Raw genomic sequence first — 18,236 nt, forward strand, 5'->3', positions numbered from 1 at the left:
CAGAACTGAGGTGGCTTTTCAGGAATGGAGCCTACCCGAGCATTAGTGGTGGGCACTGCGGAGGGCGACTGCGCGCCTACACTTGCCACGATCAGCGCTGCGCCTATTACGACCACAAACACGATTGCTGCGGTTTTTACCACGTTCATATTCTTCTCCGTTCGCTTACGGACCGAATGGCACTCACGACACATCTTCATGACCGAGAGTTAACTTCATCCGACCCTATCTCTCCCTGTAACGATCCCGGTTCAGGAATGAACTATTCAGCCTGCTCGCGCCGCCCACGACGTGCTATCCGATCCGCTATGGACAGCAGTCATCACAATCGCGGCCGCCATGACTCCGCATCGGGCAACCTCCGCTTCCGAATATTGATTTTTACGGAACAAAGCTAGCAATGGGGGTATGCCAGTAAGTGGACCACAACCAGTGGTAGGAATTGCCTTTTCTTCACTCAATTGACCAGTCGGAATTGCTCACGTGACGACAGCAAAGAGTCCCGCATCAAGCTCCCCTTGCCTGCTCGGCCGCAAAATATCGCTCGAAGATTGCACGGATCCGGTCGCGCCGCTGCGCCAGCTCGGCCAGCATTCGCGCCGCGCCGCTTCGCCCTTCGAATCCCATCCGGCGCGCCAGCGGGCGCAGAGCAACCACCGAGGTCGGGACGGCCCAGGCCGGCTGGTCGCTCTCGATACGGAGCCGATTTTCCAGGCGCGACAAGAATCGGTAGCCGTCTTCGAGAACGGCCGCGTCGGCGGGCGTCAGCAGGTGGAGGCCGTCGAGCGCCTCGAGCAAGCCCATCGTGTCGCGCACGCGCAGCTCCGGGCTGCGATGGCCGTGCGACAACGCCATCATTTGCGCAAGGAACTCGACGTCCACCAAGCCGCCGCGACCCTGCTTGATGTTCAGCCGCGTCTTGTTCTCGGCGCCGATCTCCTTCTCCATCCGCCGGCGCATCGCCGCTATTTCGCCGACCTCGGCCGCCGTCAGTCCGCGGCCGTACACGAATTCCTGGCGCGCCGCTTCGACCTCGCGGCCCAGTTCCCGGTCGCCGGTTATCACCCGCGCGCGCACCAGCGCCTGGCGCTCCCAGACCGCTGAACTTTGTCGATGATAGTCGCGAAACCCGGCCAGCGAGGTGACCAGCGGGCCCGCGTTACCCGACGGGCGCAGCCGCAGGTCGAGCTTGTAGGCGTAGCCCTCGCGCGTGCGCGATTCGAGGATTGCGATCAACTTCTGCGTGATTCGCGACGCGATTTCCCGGCTGCCGGCGGCGACTTCCGCGCGATCGTCGTAAACAAAGATCAGGTCGAGGTCGGAGTTGTATGACATTTCACTGGCGCCGAGCCGGCCCATCGCAATCGCGCACAGCCGCATCGTGGCGGGAATCGGGAAGCGAGCCTCGGTCTGAATCCGCGCGAGCGACATCGCCTCGTCCAGCACCGTTTCGGCCAGACTCGTGAGTTCGCGTTGGACGTCGAACAGTTCGAGATCCCCGGCCAGGTCGGCGATCGCGATGCGCAGGAATTCCTGATGCCGAAATGCGCGGAGCGCGTCGAGCTTGCTCTCGAAATCCGGACTCGCCGCGATCAATCCCGCCAACTCATCGCGCAGTTCAGCCGGACTGCGCCGCGTCGCCGCGAGATCGGAGCGCACCAGAGTATCGAGCATGTCGGGATGGCGGATGAAGATGGTGGAGAGGTAGGCGCTCGAAGCGAACAGCCGCAGCACGATGCGCCGGGTCGCGGGATGCTGTTCGAGCAACGCCAGGAACGAGGTGCGCGCGCCGATCGCACCGATGAACTCGGCCAGATTCATCAGCGCCAGGTCCGGATCGGGCAGCCTGCTGATCTCGTCGATCAGCATCGGGCCAAGCCGCTCGAGCAACTCGCGACGGCGCGGACTGGTCGGGGCATGCGAGGGTCCGTGAGCCAGCAGCTCGAGCTGGCGCGCGCTTTCGTCAGCGCGCGCAAAGCCAAGCTCGCGCAGGTAGCGGGTCGAGGTATCCGGATCGAGCGCCGATCTCCACGCCGATTCCGCCGCGCCGGAGACCGAGCGCGTTGACTCTTCCTCGCCGCCGGCCAGCGTCTCGCGGAATTGCGTCGCAACCAGGGCCCGATGAGATTTCAGTTGCTCGCTGAATTTCTCGAGCGCTCCCGGCCCCTTGCCAAAACCCATTCGCGCCGCAAGCGCGCGCATCCCGTCATCATCGGCAGGCAACACGTGGGTTTGCAGGCCCGCGACGATTTGCAGCTTGTGCTCGACGTCGCGCAGGAACAGGTACGCGTCGGAAAGCTCGCGCGCGCGTTTCGACGGCAGATAGCCGAGTGAATCGAGCTTCTCGAGCGCGCCGACGGTCTGCTCGGTTCGAAGCCGGGGATCGCGTCCACCGTAAATCAGGGTGAGCGCTTGCACGATGAATTCGAGCTCGCGGATTCCGCCGCGGCCGAGCTTGATGTTGCGCTCGATCATCGCGGGCGTTTTCAGTTCCGCCTCGATCTGCCGCTTCATCGCGCGCAACTGGCGCAGCGTGTCGAAATCCAGGTAGCTGCGAAACACAAAGTGATTCAGCTCCGCGCGTAGTTGGTGCCCGATTTCGAGCGCGCCGGCGACCGGCCGCGCGCGCAGCAGTGCCGCCCGTTCCCACGTCTGTCCGACGCTCTCGTAATAGTTGATCGCACCTTCAATCGGCGTCACCAGCGGCGCGGAACGGCCGCCCGGCCGAAGCCGCAGATCGATTCGAAAGCATCCCGCCGATAAAATTTCGGTAAACCATTCACCCAGGCGCGACGCCGCTTCGGAACTATCCGGCGAACCCGACGAGGCATGAAGATAGACCAAATCGACGTCCGAGCTGAGGTTCAGTTCGCGCGCGCCCAGCTTGCCCATCGCCAGGATGCAGAATCGCCCAATCTCGCCCGCGCGTCCGCCCAGAAAGCCGGTCGCAAGTTCCAGCGCCGTGCCAATGCATTGGTCGGCCAGCTCCGACATCGCCAGCGCCGTTTCGCCGGCGCTCAGCCGGTCGAGCAGATCGGCAATCGCCACCTGGACCATCGTCGCGCGCATGAATCGCCCGAGCACCGCGGCTGCGCCATGCCTGTCCGGCGCGTCGATCCTGGCGCGCTCCTGGCGCATCGCGGCGACCAGCCCGTCGATGGTCTGGACGCGCGCGTCGAGAAAAATCTTCGCCCACCCGGGTCCGGCCAATGACAGTTCGGTCGCGATCAGCTCCGATGAGCCGAGGCAAAAGACCAGGTCGCTGCCCGCGGCGCGATCGCGCAGCACGCCTTTCAGCGCGGCGGCGGAATCTTCGGCGAGCTTGAGTAAAAACGCCAGCGCCAGCTGGTCGTCCGGCGCGCGCTCCTCGACGGCGGCCAGCGCCTGCTGCGCCAGGCGATCGTTGCCCAGCCTGTCCCTCAACCTTTTGGCCAGGACCGCGAGCTGCGGGGATTGCGCGTGCTTGCGTCGCATCACGTAAACGATAACAGATGCGGCCATGCGCGCGCCGCAACATTTGCGATGGCCCCGTTCGCGTTGTCGATGTTAAAATCTTTCGCAGCCGAATAACCACCGAAGGAGCCGCCCTGTGATCGTTCTCTACACCACCGAACGCGATTATCCGTGGGGCACGCTGCGCTCGACCCACGCGTGCAAGACCAAGGTCGTCCTCGAAGAAAAAAACATCCCGTATCGGATCGAAAATCTTCCACCGGGAAATCTCTGGAAGAAGCCGCCCGAGATGCTCGCGAAGCATCCGCTCGGCAAGGTGCCTTACATAGAGGACGGCGAGCTGGTGATTTTCGACTCGACGGTCATCGACGAGTACCTCGAGGAGCGTTACGGGCCGCCGCGCCTGATGCCGTCGGATCCGAAGCTCCGGATGCGCGTGCGCGAGATCGAGAACTTCGCCGACGAGGCGATGCTGATCGGCAGCCTCCCACCCATCTGGATGCCCTACTGGAGCGAGCCGGCCAAGCGCAATGCGGCAGGGATGGAGCAAGGACGCGAGCTGCTACGAACGCGCGATCTGCCGTTTATCGAGCGCGTGCTCGGCCAGGCCGGCGCGGGCGGTTACGCGTGCGGAGAATTTTCGCTCGCCGACGTGCCGCTGATGGCGCTGGCGATGGTGCTCGAGGTCGACGCGATGAAGCTCGACGCGTTCCCGCGAGTCGATGCGTATCTGAAGCGGCTGCGCGAGCGCGGAAGTTACCGCGCGATCAGCCCGCACACGAAGGTGGCCGAGGCGAGTTCACACGCCTGACCGGCGCGGCGATCAGGTCTTCTGCGCGACCATCTTTTTCGAATGATGGGTCTTCGAAGACGCCTGGTGATTATGTGACGCGTGCCGCTTCCGGGAGCGCTTAGGCGCAAAGTCGGTCTTGATCGGCGCGGGCCGAATCGCCGGCTCGTCCTCGATGCCCGGGAAATACTTGCCCTCGTAGCGATGCACCTGCAACGCGGCAAGGAATTCCGCGTAATAATTTTTCACCGCGAAGCCGAAGTGCGGTCCCTGGTAGTGCTGGACCATTTGCGAGTAGTCGCCGCCGTAAATTCCCGCCGCGCGTGCCACTCCGCCGGTGCCGTAGTTGTACGCCGTAATCGCCAGCGGCCAATCGCCGAGCGTCTCGTAGTTCGATCGCAACAGCTTGGCCGCGGCGAGCGTCTCGCGCTCCGGGTTGAGGCGATCGTCGTGATAACGCGTGATTTTCATGTAATGCTTGCCGGTGTCACGCGTGAACTGCCAGATCCCAACCGCGCCCGCGCTCGATCGTGAAGCGCCGTAGAAGCCCGACTCGACATGCGCCAGCGTCACCAGCTCGGGCGGGAGCCCCGCGGTCCGGAAAATCCGCTCCATCGTGGGCCGGTAGTATCGGCTCCGCAGCAGCCCGTCGTGGAATTGTTCGCGCAGTCCTTCCTGCACGCGCAAGTTCTGCGCGGCCGCGGCGTAGGCGCTCGGCGGCTCGCCCTTGAACATCGCGGCGACTTGACGCTCTTCATAGTCCGAAGGTTCGCGCCCAGTCGCGAGGCGACTGAGAATTTCGCCATATTTTATTTTGAGGTAGCTGTTCGCCCAGTCGATATCGCTGCGGGTCGGCTGACCGTCACCGGGAAGATGAAACACCCGGTAGATACGCCACACGTTGTCGCGATCGACGACCACGAAGTCGCGCTCCGAGTACGCGGTAAAAGCATTGACCCAGAAATCGACGTTGGGCTCGATCGAAGCGGGACGCGGGAATGGGAGTCTGGTCTCCGACGACGCGTTGGGCGGGACCGCAAAGCCAAACGCGATCGCAAGCGCAAACGCTGCGGTTACTTTGACTATTCGGTTTGCCGTCAACTTCGCTTCGAACAACACCTTCTTCCTCGCGCGCGAGTCCCGGTTCGCGCCCTCCCGGATGGGCGCCGATTGCTGACCGGCCGCCCGCAGGGAACAGGCTCTATGAATTAGCTCCCGTAGCTCCCGTAGTCAATAAATCCTACGCCTAGTCTTGAACTGTATCCAGTAATCACCCTTTAGATGCTGGACAAACCCGCCGCGATTTATTCGCCGCGCGATGCTTCGTCAGAAATTGTTAAGCGCGTTGTAGTTGGTATCCAGCCCCGTACTATTGGTGCTGAGCGAGCTGGCTGAAAAGCGATCCGACGACGACGAGAACTCGCTATTTTCGGTGAATCGCTCCTGGTCGGGAAATCTACCGGATGAACCGCCGAATCTGCCCGACGTGCCGGCGTCAAAACTGGACCCTGGCCAGCGCGATTCCCCGGTCGATCCGCTCGTCGCCGAGCCCGCCCGCGATTCAAAATCCGCACCCATGCCGGACGCCGACGCGGCTCCGGTCCTCTCATCAAAGCTGGCGCCCAGTCCGCTGGCTCCCCAAGTGCTCGAACCGCCGCCGCTGTCGCCCGAACCGATTGAAGGCGAAATGCTGGTGCCCATCGAGCCGCCCGCAGTTCCGACTCCCGCCGTCGCGGGCGCATACTCGCCCATCGTCTGCGCGTCGGCGTGCGGCGCGAATAGTGCGAGCACCGCAATCAGCACGGCTGGTACAATCAGCTTGATGATTCTCATGGCGTTCGACCTCCCCTGAGTCTACTGCCAGTAACGTTCGATACTCTAGTCGTAGCGTCAGGTACAGTACGAGGCAATATCCGGTTAAGCGGGCCTGCGTGGGCGCCCATGCTTGTGACCAGTCAACGCGCGCGGTTAATCTGAAATAGATACTCAGGAAAACCGTGGACGAAATCGAAATCACTCCCCTGACCGGCCCGCTCGACGCCCGCGTTGTGCTGCCCGGCTCCAAGAGCATCACGAATCGCGCGATGGTTCTGGCCGCGCTGGCGCAGGGACGCTCGGTCATCGACTCAGTTCTGCTCAGCGACGACACGCGCTACATGAGCGACGCGCTGAGGGTGATGGGCTTCACCGTCGAGATTGACGAGTCGGCGCGCCGAATTACAGTCAGCGGGCGCGGCGGGACGATCCCGGCGCATGGCGGCGAGATCTTCGTCGGTGGCGCCGGCACCGTGATGCGATTTATCGTCGCGATGGTCACGCTCGGCGAGGGACGCTTTCGGATCGATGGAAATCAGCGGATGCGTCAGCGTCCGATCGGTCCGCAGCTCGACGCGATGCAGCGCTTGGGCGCGAGCGTTTACAGCGAGCGCAACAACCATTGTCCGCCGGTGATAGTCGATGCGTCGCGCGCACGCTTCGAGGGCGGCGAAACTGCGATCGACGCGCGCGTGTCGTCGCAATTTGTCTCCGCGATGTTGATGCCGGCGCCGATTTGGAAGGCCGGCCTCAAACTCCGGGTGATCGGCGACGCCGCGCGGCCTTTCATTGACATGACGCTGCGACTGATGGAGGCATGGGGAGCGCACAGCTCGGTCGAAGGCGAAATGATCGTTGTGCCCGGCGGTCAGTGGTATCGCGCGCAGCGTTTCATCGTCGAGCCGGACGCGTCGAGCGCGAGCTACTTTGCGGCGGCGGCGGCTCTCGCCGGCGGTAAGGTGCGAATCGAGGGGCTCACCTCGAACTCGGTGCAAGGCGACATCGGTTTTCTTGGTGTGCTTGAGCAAATGGGCGCCCGCGTCACATGGCATCCCGACCACGTCGAGGTCGCAGGAACCGGGCGGCTCACCGGCGTCGACGTCGCGATGAATTCGATGCCGGACATGGTGCCGACGCTCGCCGCGATTGCCCCGTTTGCTTCGTCGCCGACCAAAATCCGCAACGTCGCGTTCATCCGGCATCACGAAAGCGATCGCATCCGCGCGCTCGCGACCGAACTGAGGCGGCTGGGTGCGGCAGTCATCGAGAACGATGACGGACTCGAGATTGCGCCGTCCGCGATGCATCCGGCGGTCATCGAGACCTACGACGATCATCGAATCGCGATGAGTTTTTCGGTGACCGGTCTGAAGCTCGGCGGCCTGAAGATCAAAGATCCCGGATGCGTCGCGAAGACATTCCCGGATTTTTTCGAGCGCCTCGCTGCCCTGAAAAACTGAGGATCGGATCGCAGGCGCGTTCGCGCCAAAGCCCGTTGAAAAAGTGAAAACGTGAAAACGAATCCGGAGCGGTTCGTCCTCGGCTTCGTCAAATTTCTCGGCACGCCGATGTGCATCGCCGCGAGCCTCGCCGTGATGGCCGCGGTCACTCGTGCGCGCGACGGGAATTGGGAGCCGGCAGCGCTAGCCGCGTCGATCGCGCTGGCATGCGGGGGCGCTGGCTTCGGAGCGATATGGTGGGTCCGATTCCACGCGCGCGCTGCCGATCCTTCCGAGCAATTGCGCGCGGCGAATCCGGGCGCGCCGTGGATGTGGCGCGAGGACTGGGCCCGCGCCGTGGTCCGCACTTCGGCCCGCCGCGACGCGAATCGACTGACGATTTTCGCGATCGCGTGGTGCGTCGCAACGTTTCCGATCCTTTTTATTGTGCCGCACCGCGCGATCCGAAGCGCCGACTACTTCGCGATACCCTCTTTGATATTCCCGCTCGCCGGCGTCGTCATGCTGGCGTGGGCGATGCGAATCCGGCGGCGAATCCGCCAATACGGTGAGTCGCGGTTCGCGATGGTTTCCGTGCCGGGCCGAATCGGCGGTTCGCTGGCCGGATCGATTCATGTCGACAAGCCGCTGGCGGCCGGACAACAGGTCGCGCTCGAACTCGCTTGCATCAACCGCACGACGCGCGGGAGTTGGCACAATCTCACGACCTGGGACCGGATTTTGTGGCGCGCTGAGCAGACTTCGATGAGCGATTCGACGGGATCGATTCCGGTCGCGTTCCCGATTGCACCGGATTGCTGCCCGACTGACGATTCAGATCCAAAAAGCCGAACCGTATGGTGTCTCAGCGCGAAGTCGTCCGGCGCCGCCGGGGGATACCGCGCTGACTTCGAAGTGCCGGTGTTCCGAATCGGCGCCTCTGCCGCCTAAGTCTGCGACGCTGCTCGCCTTAAGCCTGGCAACGGAATATATGAGCACCTTGTCTCGTAACCAATTCAACTCATCAACCTACGGAGGACAAGCGTGTATGGCATCTCGCAAACCGGTAGGAGAATTTTCGTTCAAGTTCATCACTATCACCTGCACCCCTGGGCCAGCAGGTAGCGTACTCAACCAAGTGACGTGGGAAGGGACAGCGACGGGATTTGGGGCAGTCTTCACCACCCTAACCTTCGTTGGCGGCCCCAAGAGCGGGAGTTACAGTGAGTGTGGGACGGCATTCCTGGACAACGGCGACGGTCTCAGCGGCATCGGTCAGGGGACCTATGAGAGTAACGGGAAAAACAAATGGCACACGGCGGGCTTTATGCAGACCTCCGATGGCCGCAGGATCGCCAGCGAGGGTGAGATAGACCTGGCCTCGCGGTCCTATAAGGGGAAGCTATTCGAGATGAGCTGAACCGGGGAGCTCAATCTCGCGAAGGCGCGCCTGACTGAGTTACTGCCACAGGAGTCAAGTGACCTATGACGCGGTCGGCCGGCCCTCGGCCGGCCGCGCTTCATAGGAGAGCTAGCGCGGGGCGGACTTCAATGCGGCGGCTTGCACGCGGGCGCGCGCCAGCATCAGCGCTTCCTGGGCGGGCGCGCAGTCGGGATCGTAGAAACTTAGATTTGAAAATTTTTCGTCGGCTTGCTGGACTTGCGCGGCTGCGGTGTTGGCGTCGATGCTCTCGGGCGATTCGGCGCTGCTCGCCAGCACGGTCATCACGCCGTCCTTCACTTCGGCCAGGCCGCCCGACACAACCCAGTGCATCGCCTCGCCGTCGGGCAGGCGCGCCTCGAGCACGCCGGGCACGAGCGACGTGATGAAGTTTATGTGATCGGGTAGCACGCCGAATTCGCCGAGTGGACCAATCGCCGAGACTTCCGCGGCTTGTCCCTCGGCGACCACGCCGGTGGGCGTGACGAGTGTGAATTGGAACGTCGCAGCCATCGCGGGCTCCCCGTTGCCTAGCGCGCTTCGCCGCGGGCGAGGCGGTCGGCCTTTTCGCGCGCGTCTTCGATGGTGCCGACCAGGTAGAAGGCCTGCTCGGGCAGGTCGTCGCATTTGCCGTCGAGGATTTCGGCGAAGCCGCGCACGGTGTCCTTGCGCGTGACGTATTTGCCGGGCTGATTGGTGAACGGCTCCGCGACGAACATCGCCTGCGACAGGAAGCGCTCGACGCGGCGCGCGCGGGCGACGACAGTCTTGTCATCGGCCGACAGTTCTTCCATCCCGAGGATCGCGATGATGTCCTGCAAGTCCTTGTAGCGCTGCAAAATGGCCTGCACCCGGCGCGCGACGTCATAGTGCTCGTCGCCGACCACTTGCGGATCGAGAATTCGGGAGGTCGAGCCGAGCGGATCGACTGCGGGGAAAATCGCCTTCTCGAAAATCTTGCGGTCGAGCGCGGTGACGGCGTCCAGATGGGTGAAGGTGGTGGCCGGGGCGGGGTCGGTGTAGTCGTCGGCGGGAACGTAGATGGCCTGCACGGAGGTGATCGCGCCCTTCTTGGTAGTGGTGATGCGCTCCTCGAGCTCGCCCATGTCGGTGCCGAGCGTGGGCTGGTAGCCGACGGCGCTGGGCATGCGGCCGAGCAAGGCGGAGACTTCGGAGTTGGCCTGCACGAAACGGAAAATATTATCGATGAAGAAGATCACGTCCTTGCCTTCTTCGTCGCGGAAATATTCGGCGACCGTGACTCCGGTCAGCGCGACGCGGGCGCGCGCTCCGGGCGACTCGTTCATCTGGCCGTACACCAGCGCGGTTTTTGCGATGACGCCCGACTCCGTCAGCTCGCGATAGAGGTCGTTGCCCTCGCGCGAGCGCTCGCCGACGCCGGCAAACACCGACACGCCGCCGTGCTGCTTGGCGACGTTGTTGATGAGTTCGAGAATGGTGACGGTCTTGCCGACGCCGGCTCCGCCGAACAGCCCAATCTTCCCGCCGCGTGCGAACGGGCAAATCAGATCGATGACCTTGATGCCGGTCTCGAGGATTTCGGCCTCGACAGCCTGGTCGGCGAAGGCGGGCGCGTCGCGATGAATCGGCATCAGCGACTTGCCCTGGATTGGCCCGCGCTCATCGATCGCATTGCCGGTGACGTTCATGATGCGCCCGAGCGTGCCCGGCCCGACCGGCACCGAGATTGGCGCGCCGGTGTTGGCGGCTTCCATCCCGCGGACCAGGCCGTCGGTGGAGTCCATCGCGATGCATCGCACGGTGTTTTCGCCGAGATGCTGCTGCACTTCGAGCACGAGGTTGCCGGCCACGTCGCTGATCGACGGATTGCTGACGCGCAGCGCCGAGAAGATCGGCGGCAGCGTGCCGGGGCCGAACTCGACGTCAACGACGTTGCCGAGCACCTGGTTGATTCGTCCTGGAACGGTAGCGGTCTGACTCATAGACGGTGATATCCCCGTGTGATTTCGATTTCTGGCGTGCGCTTTTTCACTTTTTCACCCTTTTAACGCAACGCCTCCGCGCCGCCGACGATGTCCATCAGCTCGCGCGTGATCTGGGCCTGGCGGGCGCGATTCATCTCGAGCGTGAGCGACGAGATCATGTCGATGGCATTGTTGGTCGCACTGTCCATCGCGGTCATTCGCGCACCCTGCTCGCTGGCCTCGGCCTCGAGCAGCGCGTGATAAACCGCGGCTTCGAGATATCCGCGCAGCACGACCGGCACCAGTTCGGCGCGCGACGGCTCGATGAGATAGTCGATTTTGGGTGCGTCGGATTTCGACGTCGCGGCGTCAACGCTCGCGCCAGCCTGAATACCGGCGTCGCCCGGCGGCTTGACCGGCAGCAGGCGCTCGTAAACCGGCTTCTGCGTGAGCGCGGATTGGAAATGAGTATAGACGATGCCGGCCTCGTCGATGGCGCCGGAGCTGTAGTCGGCGAGCATCCTGGCGGCGATATCGCGCGCGAGAGCGATGGTGGCCAGGCGCGGCAGATTATCGACTCGCGACAGCGCGACCGGCACCCCGGAGCGCTTGAAATGATCGACGGCTTTCTTGCCGACCGCAAACAGATCGATCTCGAGTCCGGCGGCGCGGATTTCGCGCCGCGTCGCTTCCGCCGCACGGAGCAGGTACGAGTTGTAGCCGCCGGCCAGCCCGCGATCCGACGCGACCACCACCAGCATCGATCGCTTTTGCGCGCCCTCGGCCGGGCCGGCCGAGATTCCTTCCGAGCTGAGCAGGGAGTCGGCCACTCGCGCCAGCGCGTCGCTGTATGGCATCGAGTTGGTGAGCGCTTCCTGCGCGCGCCTTAACCGCGCGGCCGAGACCAGTTTCAGCGCGCGCGTGATCTGCTGCGTCGATTTGGCCGACGAGATCCGGCGCCGGATTGCCTTGAGCGATGCCATCGTCGAGCGCTATCGCGGCTACGCCGGCTCCGGCGCGGCCGTTTTGTTTTCGGCCAGGAACGATTGTTCGTAGGCGTCGAGTCCGGCCTTGAGTTTTTTCGTCAGCTCGTCGGAAATCTGTTTTTGGTCGCGGATTTCGGCCAGCAAGTCGGCGTGGCGCGAGTCGAAGTTGGGGTAGAGTCCCATCTCGAACGGCCGAATCTGCTCGACCGAGAGCTTGTCGAAGTAGCCCTCTCTGGCGGCGAAAATGATCAACACTTCTTTTTCCATCGGCAGCGGACTGTACTGATTCTGCTTGAGCATCTCGGTCAGCCGCGCGCCGCGGGCGAGCAGGCGCTGCGACGACGCGTCGAGGTCGGAACCGAACTGCGCGAACGCCGCCATCTCCCGGTACTGCGCGAGGTCGAGCTTGAGCGTGCCTGCAACCTGCTTGATCGCTTTGACCGCGGCCGAGAATCCAACGCGCGACACCGACAGCCCGACGTTGACGGCGGGACGCACGTTCGAGTTGAAGAGATCTTTGTCGAGAATTATCTGGCCGTCGGTGATCGAGATGACGTTGGTCGGAATGTACGCCGACACGTCGCCTTCCTGGGTCTCGATCACGGGCAGCGCGGTGAGCGACCCGCCGCCCATCTCGTCGCTCATCTTGGCGGCGCGCTCGAGCAGGCGCGAATGCAGATAGAAGACGTCGCCGGGGTAAGCCTCGCGGCCGGGTGGGCGGCGCAGCAGCAGCGACAACTGGCGATAGGCCTGCGCATGCTTGCTCAAATCGTCGTACACCAGCAGCGCATGCTTGCCGCTATCGCGAAAATACTCGCCCATCGTGCAGCCGCTGTACGGCGCGATGAACTGCAACGGCGCGGCCTCGGACGCGGTCGCGGCGATGACGGTGGTGAACTCCATCGCGCCGGAGCTGGTGAGCCGCTGGACAACTTGCGCAACGGTCGAGCGCTTCTGCCCAATCGCCACGTAAAAGCAATGCACGTTCTGGCCGCGCTGATTGATGATCGTATCGATCGCGATTGCGGTCTTGCCGGTCTGGCGATCGCCGATTATCAGTTCGCGCTGTCCGCGGCCGATCACCAGCATCGTGTCGATAGCCTTGATGCCGGTCTGCAGCGGTTCCTTGACCGGCTGGCGGCGGATGATACCGGGCGCCTTGATCTCGATTCGCCGCGTCTCGGTCGACTTGATCGGACCCTTGTCGTCGATCGGCTGTCCGAGCGCGTTGACCACGCGGCCGAGCAGGCCCTCGCCGACCGGCACTTCGGCGATTCTGCCGGTGCGCTTGACCTCGTCGCCTTCCTGGATGTCCTGGGGGTCGCCGAACAGCACGGCGCCGACGTTGTCTTCCTCGAGGTTCAGCACCATCCCGAACATCTGATGCGGAAATTCGAGCAGCTCGCCGAGCGCGGCGTTCTGTAGTCCGTAGATACGGGCGATACCGTCGCCGCAGGAGAGGACGCGGCCGGTTTCGCGCACCGAGATGCTGCCCTCAAAACCCTTGATCTCGTTTTTGAGGATTTCGCTGATTTCCGATGGTCTGATTTCCGCCATATGATGTCGTTTGTTCCCGGCTAGCCTGCAAGCCGGCGCTTTGCCTCCGCGAGGCGAGTTGCAAGGCTGCCGTCGTAGATTTTTCCGCCCAATTCCGCGGTCACGCCGCCTAGCAGCGCGGGGTCGATTTTCACCGTAGGAATAATTTTCAGCGCCGCGATCTTTTCCAGTCCGCCCACCACGCGGGCAACTTCGCCGTCCGACGGTTGAATCGCAAAGGTCAGCGTCGCGCGCTCACGGCCCATCGCCCGATCGAGCAAGTCGCGATACGACTCTGCGATCGCGCCGAGCTCGCGAATCCGCCCGTGGCGCGCGACCACCAGCGCAAACGAGCGCAGCGGAAAGCTGAGATCGAGGCGCTCGGCAATTTTCGCCATCGCCTCCTGCCGCGATTGCTCGGCAAGCTCGGGCGACGCCAGGCGCTCGAGGAGCTCGGGCGAATCGACCATCGCGGCCAACCGCTCGAGTTCGACGCCCCACTTTTCCTCGTTGCCCTTGTCCGCCAGATCCAGCAGCGCGCGCGCGTAGCGCTTGGCGACTCGCGAACCTTTCATTGCCTGTCCCCCGGGGCAAGCTGGTCCATGAAGCCGTCGATGAGCCGGCCCTGGTCGGTGGGTTGAAAATTGCGCCCGATCAGATCGCGCGCCAGCGTCGCGGCGGATTCGGCAAGCTGCGCGCGCACGCGGCGGCGCGCCGCTTCTGACAGCGCGGAACTGCTCATCGCGGTATCGCGGTGGATTCGATCGGCCGTCGATTTCGCCAGCTCGGCGACCTTGCCGACCTGGAAAGCAGTTTCCCGTTCCAGTTCGTCCGCGACCTTCTTCAGTTCCGCCGCCAGCGCGGCCATCCGCGCTGCCGCCTTGTTGGCCAGCTCCTCGGCTTGGGCGAATGCGTCTGCCGCGCGGGACAGGCCGGTGCGAATCGTGACGGCGCGATCGGCAAAGAATTTCCGCGCCGGAGGACCGGCGAAATAGACCAGCACCGCAACAAACAGGATGAAGTTGAACGCGAAGAAGGCCAACAACAGCCATGAGCCGTGCTCCGCGCCCGCGTCTTCGGCGGCAAAGGCGGCGTTCGGAAAAAAAGCGGCAGCGAAAATCGCCGCCGATGTGATCCACTTCTTCATCGGGTGTTGAGTCGTTCGCGCTTAATTGCTCTTGCCCGTCGCCGCGCCACCACCAAGCGGGCGGCCCAGCACGCGTTCGGCAAGCTCGGACGCAAGGCTATGTCCCATCTGCTCGAGTTCTCGCTCGGCCGCCTTGAGTTCTGTTTCTATTTTGACCCGCGCCTGCTCGAGCACCTGCCGCGCCTCAGCCTTGGCCGCTTCCATCATTTGCGCGGCTTCGGATTCGGCCTTGCGGCGCTCGGCCTCGCGCCGCGCGATTGCCCCTTGCCGGACCGCGGCGAGACGCGCATCGCATTCCTCATGGGCGGCGCGAGCCTCCCTAATCAATCGCTCGGTGTTATCGTTCAACTCCTTGAATTTGCGCTCACGCTCGGAGAGCAGGTTCAAGAACGGGCGAAAAAATAATCGGCTGAATATAAACCAGAAAATCAAGAACGAAACAATCAGGGCAAAGAATGTCCCCCAATTCGGCGGGATATGCATGTTACGGCGTCTCCCCTGCGGGGATTTTCGAGCTTCTCTCCATCATCGGAACCTGGGGAACGCGGACTATCCTGGCTGAACCGGCCGGGGCAATTCAGGCCTGCTTCAATCCTCCGGCGGCCTGCGCCACGCGCTCCTCCTTGGGGAATACTGTAACTTTGCGATCTTCGCGGATACCCTCGGGCTGCATCGAGCAATGGCCCTCGAACTGCGCGCCCTCCTGAACCGAAAGCACGGGAGCCGTAATGTTTCCGCTCACCCTCGCCGAAGGACGGATTTCGATTCGCTGGGTGGCGACGATATCGCCGCTGACCTTGCCCGCCACCGAGACCGAGGCGGCGCGTATCTGGGCGGTCACCACCGCCGACTCGCCAATCATCAAGCTGTCCTTCGCATTGATCTCGCCATCGACCACGCCGTCGATTCGCGCGGGCCCCTCGAACGAGATTTTGCCGCTGATTTTCGATCCACGATCGAGATAGGCGCGTCCCTCGGACGCAGCAGGCCCGTTGGCTCGTGGAGTCGCCGTGGAAGTCGAGGTTGCGGGCGCAGGCGGCATCGACGAAGCATGCGGCGCCATGGCGGGTTGAATTTTCGGGTTCTTTTCCGGCTCTTTGGTGAACAGTGCCATCGCAAAATACTCCTTGGGCGCAATCGGGCAATCCCCCGCGCCGCATTCCAAGGTATGAGCTTAAGCTTGGCTATTAACGTATGCAAATGTGAGTGTCAAACTTCGCCGTCTTGTCGCTGACCGGCGTCCGGCCCATCTCATCGCGACGGTTGCCTCTGGCTGGCGATCGTCTAATCTGGACCGAGACCCGTCATTCAAGGAGTGCCGCCGATGGCATCGAAAACGATCCCCGAGAATTTTCTTGACCTCCTCACCACCAAGAAGGCGCTGGCGAATATCGCAACCCTGATGCCCGACGGGTCGCCGCAAGTGACCCCCGTATGGTTCGACTACACCAACGGGAAAATCCGCATCAACACAGCGCGCGGACGGGTAAAGGCGCGCAATCTGAAGGTCGGCGCGAAGGTCGCCATGGCCATCGTCGATCCGGAAAATCCTTTTCGCTACATCGGGATACGCGGACCGGTGGTGAGCGAAACCGAGAATGGCGCCGACGCGCATATCGACAGCCTGGCCAAGAAGTACCTGGGACAGGACAAGTATCCGTTCCGCCAGCCGGGCGAGGTCCGCGTGACATACGTGATCGAGCCCGCATCCGTGCACGTCATGGGCTAGCCGCCTTGGCCAGGGGTGAGGAGGAAGTTCACTTGATTGAATGTGAAACCCTCGGTGGGTTTCACACTTCCTTCGGCAGGGGCTGCGGCCCCTGGCCGTGGCGACGGCGGCGCAGTATCAAGACCCGTTGGCAGCGGCTGCGCGCGCCCGTTGGCACGGGAGGCCAGTATTAAGAACGGAAAACACGGCGCACCCGCGGCAGGGGCCGTGCCCGCCAACGGCGGGCGGCCGTTGGCACGACGGGCCAGTATTAATTCGCAGGGGTCACCCCTGGCCGTGGCGACGGCAGCGCAGTATTAAGCCGTTGGCAGGGGCCGCGCGCGACAACGGAGCGCGGCGTTAACATTGGGTGCAGGGGTCACCCCTGCCGTTGTATCGACGTGATCGCGTAGCCTAAGATTTCCTCTCGCCTTATGAATGATCGCACCGCAATTCCCGCGCATCCGCGGGTTTATCTGGAAACCTACGGATGCCAGATGAATGTCGCCGATTCGCAAACCGTCAGCGCCGTCTTGCGCCGCGCCGGTTACCTCAGCGCCGACGCGGCCGAAGATGCCGATGTCGTCCTGCTCAACACCTGCGCCATTCGCGAGCATGCCGAAGAGAAGGTGCTGCACCGGCTCCGGGAGCTTGCGCGGCTGAAGCAATCGCGGCCGGAGATGAAGCTCGGGCTGCTCGGATGCATGGCGCAGCACAACCGCGTCGCGATCATGGAAAAGGCTGCGTTCCTCGACGTGGTCGCCGGGCCCGACAGTTACCGCCGCCTGCCCGAGATGCTTGGCCGCGCCGGCTTCGACGCTTCGATCGACGTCCGCCTCGATCGCGCCGAGACTTACGCCGATATCACTCCCGACTACGGCGGCGGCGTTCGCGCCTACGTGACCGCGATGCGCGGATGCGACAAGTTCTGCGCATTCTGCGTGGTGCCATTCGTACGCGGCCGCGAGCGCTCGATTCCCCCGTCCGATCTGATGCGCGAGATTGGCGAACTGGCCGGGCGCGGTGTGAAAGAGGTCGTCCTGCTCGGACAAACCGTCAACGCCTACCGCTTCAGAGACACCGGCTTCAGCGAGCTGCTCAGGATGATCGCGTCGATCGGCGGGATCGAGCGGATTCGCTTCACCTCGCCGCATCCGGGCGACGTGAGCGAGTCGCTGATCGAGGCGATGGCGACCGAGCCGAAAGTCCAGCCCCATCTGCATCTGCCGCTCCAGTCGGGCTCGGACCGGATTCTGGCCGCAATGGAACGCGGCTACACGGTTGCGGAATATCTCGCTCTGGTTGCGCGCGTGCGCGCGGCAATTCCCGGGGTCGCGATTTCGACGGACATTATCGCCGGCTTTCACGGCGAGGAAGAGTCGGACTTCGAGGCGACGACGGCGGTCATGCGCGCGGTCGGCTACGACTCCGCCTTCATGTTCAAATATTCGGTGCGCGAGCATACCCGCGCTTTCCGGCTCGGCGATTCCGTCAGCGAGGAAGAAAAGAGCCGCCGGCTAATCGCCCTGATCGCACTCCAGGAAGAGATGTCGATAGCGCGCAATCGCGCGACGATCGGCCGCGAGTTCCCGGTGCTGGTCGAAGGACCTGCGCGGCGCGGCGGCGGCATGATGGCGGGGAAGACGCCGCAGTTCAAGACCGCAATCTTCGCTGTCGACACCGTCGCGGGCGATACCGTCAACGTGCGCGTCGATTCCGCAAGCAGCCACTCGCTGATGTGCTCGATAGCGTAACCGCCCTGCGTCACTGACGCCGCTCGCCGGAGCGTCCGATGGAAGAGCTTTATTGAATGCGAAACCCACCTGGGTTCCGCACCTCCTCGGGCAGGGGCTGCGGCCCCTGCCCCCGCAGTGAGAAGACGCGAAAATCTGCGCAGCGCATCTTTTCGCGACTACGCGATAGATGAGCCCGCGGGCAGGGGTGACCCCTGCACCCAGTATTAAGGCCGCCCGCC

Annotated in this window: 16 protein-coding genes; 5 read left to right on the forward strand and 11 right to left on the reverse strand. The window is 63.5% G+C overall.

From position 1 onward, the window contains the following. Positions 1–507: 507 nt before the first annotated feature. On the reverse strand, positions 508–3,501 hold the full coding sequence (glnE, locus tag VIO10_RS05560) for a bifunctional [glutamate--ammonia ligase]-adenylyl-L-tyrosine phosphorylase/[glutamate--ammonia-ligase] adenylyltransferase (RefSeq protein WP_331960596.1): 2,994 nt from the start codon (positions 3,499–3,501) through the stop codon (positions 508–510). A gap of 88 nt (positions 3,502–3,589) precedes the next feature. On the opposite strand from glnE, the gene VIO10_RS05565 reads away from it, so the two are divergent. After that, positions 3,590–4,264: a glutathione S-transferase family protein gene (locus VIO10_RS05565; protein ID WP_331960598.1), complete on the forward strand. Its 675-nt coding sequence runs from the start codon at positions 3,590–3,592 to the stop codon at positions 4,262–4,264. Positions 4,265–4,276: 12 nt separating this feature from the next. On the opposite strand, the gene VIO10_RS05570 is transcribed toward VIO10_RS05565, so the two are convergent. Together VIO10_RS05570 and VIO10_RS05575 are read right to left on the reverse strand one after the other, a co-directional pair. Next, positions 4,277–5,362: a lytic transglycosylase domain-containing protein gene (locus tag VIO10_RS05570; RefSeq protein ID WP_331960601.1), complete on the reverse strand. Its 1,086-nt coding sequence runs from the start codon at positions 5,360–5,362 to the stop codon at positions 4,277–4,279. A 207-nt stretch (positions 5,363–5,569) separates the two neighbouring features. After that, positions 5,570–6,076, reverse strand: a complete 507-nt coding sequence (locus VIO10_RS05575; protein WP_331960603.1) for a hypothetical protein — start codon at positions 6,074–6,076, stop codon at positions 5,570–5,572. Between the two features lie 164 nt (positions 6,077–6,240). Here VIO10_RS05575 and aroA point away from each other — a divergent pair, with 164 nt between their 5' ends. Beyond that, positions 6,241–7,518 (forward strand): 3-phosphoshikimate 1-carboxyvinyltransferase, encoded by a 1,278-nt coding sequence (gene aroA, locus VIO10_RS05580; RefSeq protein WP_331960606.1) that lies wholly within the window; start codon positions 6,241–6,243, stop codon positions 7,516–7,518. A gap of 51 nt (positions 7,519–7,569) precedes the next feature. Continuing rightward, complete coding sequence (locus VIO10_RS05585; protein WP_331960608.1) at positions 7,570–8,448, forward strand: hypothetical protein; 879 nt, start codon at positions 7,570–7,572, stop codon at positions 8,446–8,448. Between the two features lie 580 nt (positions 8,449–9,028). Here the strand turns inward: VIO10_RS05585 and atpC are convergent. From atpC to VIO10_RS05625, 8 genes are all read right to left on the reverse strand, one after another. Beyond that, positions 9,029–9,451 carry an ATP synthase F1 subunit epsilon gene (gene atpC / locus VIO10_RS05590; RefSeq protein ID WP_331960611.1) on the reverse strand — a complete coding sequence of 141 codons (423 nt, stop codon included), beginning with the start codon at positions 9,449–9,451 and terminating at the stop codon, positions 9,029–9,031. Between the two features lie 17 nt (positions 9,452–9,468). Continuing rightward, positions 9,469–10,902, reverse strand: coding sequence for a F0F1 ATP synthase subunit beta (atpD, locus tag VIO10_RS05595; protein WP_331960614.1), 1,434 nt, complete (start codon positions 10,900–10,902; stop codon positions 9,469–9,471). A gap of 62 nt (positions 10,903–10,964) precedes the next feature. Further along, the gene (gene atpG, locus VIO10_RS05600; protein ID WP_331960616.1) at positions 10,965–11,867 is read right to left on the reverse strand and encodes an ATP synthase F1 subunit gamma; all 903 of its coding nucleotides are present in this window, start codon (positions 11,865–11,867) and stop codon (positions 10,965–10,967) included. Between the two features lie 18 nt (positions 11,868–11,885). Then, positions 11,886–13,427, reverse strand: coding sequence for a F0F1 ATP synthase subunit alpha (gene atpA / locus VIO10_RS05605; RefSeq protein ID WP_331960619.1), 1,542 nt, complete (start codon positions 13,425–13,427; stop codon positions 11,886–11,888). A 20-nt stretch (positions 13,428–13,447) separates the two neighbouring features. Then, complete coding sequence (gene atpH / locus VIO10_RS05610) at positions 13,448–13,981, reverse strand: ATP synthase F1 subunit delta (RefSeq protein WP_331960622.1); 534 nt, start codon at positions 13,979–13,981, stop codon at positions 13,448–13,450. Further along, positions 13,978–14,553 carry a hypothetical protein gene (locus tag VIO10_RS05615; protein WP_331960625.1) on the reverse strand — a complete coding sequence of 192 codons (576 nt, stop codon included), beginning with the start codon at positions 14,551–14,553 and terminating at the stop codon, positions 13,978–13,980. Before VIO10_RS05615 ends, atpH begins: the two co-directional genes overlap by 4 nt. A 21-nt stretch (positions 14,554–14,574) precedes the next feature. Continuing rightward, positions 14,575–15,036 carry an ATP synthase F0 subunit B gene (locus VIO10_RS05620; protein ID WP_331960628.1) on the reverse strand — a complete coding sequence of 154 codons (462 nt, stop codon included), beginning with the start codon at positions 15,034–15,036 and terminating at the stop codon, positions 14,575–14,577. 94 nt (positions 15,037–15,130) lie between these two features. Further along, positions 15,131–15,667 (reverse strand): polymer-forming cytoskeletal protein, encoded by a 537-nt coding sequence (locus tag VIO10_RS05625; protein ID WP_331960631.1) that lies wholly within the window; start codon positions 15,665–15,667, stop codon positions 15,131–15,133. A gap of 210 nt (positions 15,668–15,877) precedes the next feature. On the opposite strand from VIO10_RS05625, the gene VIO10_RS05630 reads away from it, so the two are divergent. After that, a complete protein-coding gene (locus VIO10_RS05630; protein WP_331960634.1) occupies positions 15,878–16,282 on the forward strand; it encodes a PPOX class F420-dependent oxidoreductase in 405 nt (134 codons plus the stop codon). Positions 16,283–16,695: 413 nt separating this feature from the next. Further along, entirely contained in the window at positions 16,696–18,015 is a 1,320-nt protein-coding gene (miaB, locus tag VIO10_RS05635; protein WP_331960637.1) for a tRNA (N6-isopentenyl adenosine(37)-C2)-methylthiotransferase MiaB, read from the forward strand. Positions 18,016–18,236: the final 221 nt, after the last annotated feature.

The organism is Candidatus Binatus sp. (assembly GCF_036567905.1).
Lineage (GTDB): Bacteria > Desulfobacterota > Binatia > Binatales > Binataceae > Binatus.

Excerpts from the sequence above, each read along its gene's own strand:
- VIO10_RS05620 (WP_331960628.1), bottom strand. The coding sequence starts at position 15,036 with ATGCATATCCCGCCGAATTGGGGGACATTCTTTGCCCTGATTGTTTCG.
- atpH (WP_331960622.1), bottom strand. The coding sequence starts at position 13,981 with ATGAAAGGTTCGCGAGTCGCCAAGCGCTACGCGCGCGCGCTGCTGGAT.
- VIO10_RS05575 (WP_331960603.1), bottom strand. The coding sequence starts at position 6,076 with ATGAGAATCATCAAGCTGATTGTACCAGCCGTGCTGATTGCGGTGCTC.
- atpD (WP_331960614.1), bottom strand. The coding sequence starts at position 10,902 with ATGAGTCAGACCGCTACCGTTCCAGGACGAATCAACCAGGTGCTCGGC.
- atpG (WP_331960616.1), bottom strand. The coding sequence starts at position 11,867 with ATGGCATCGCTCAAGGCAATCCGGCGCCGGATCTCGTCGGCCAAATCG.
- atpA (WP_331960619.1), bottom strand. The coding sequence starts at position 13,427 with ATGGCGGAAATCAGACCATCGGAAATCAGCGAAATCCTCAAAAACGAG.
- glnE (WP_331960596.1), bottom strand. The coding sequence starts at position 3,501 with ATGGCCGCATCTGTTATCGTTTACGTGATGCGACGCAAGCACGCGCAA.
- VIO10_RS05625 (WP_331960631.1), bottom strand. The coding sequence starts at position 15,667 with ATGGCACTGTTCACCAAAGAGCCGGAAAAGAACCCGAAAATTCAACCC.
- VIO10_RS05630 (WP_331960634.1), top strand. The coding sequence starts at position 15,878 with ATGGCATCGAAAACGATCCCCGAGAATTTTCTTGACCTCCTCACCACC.
- atpC (WP_331960611.1), bottom strand. The coding sequence starts at position 9,451 with ATGGCTGCGACGTTCCAATTCACACTCGTCACGCCCACCGGCGTGGTC.
- VIO10_RS05615 (WP_331960625.1), bottom strand. The coding sequence starts at position 14,553 with ATGAAGAAGTGGATCACATCGGCGGCGATTTTCGCTGCCGCTTTTTTT.
- miaB (WP_331960637.1), top strand. The coding sequence starts at position 16,696 with ATGAATGATCGCACCGCAATTCCCGCGCATCCGCGGGTTTATCTGGAA.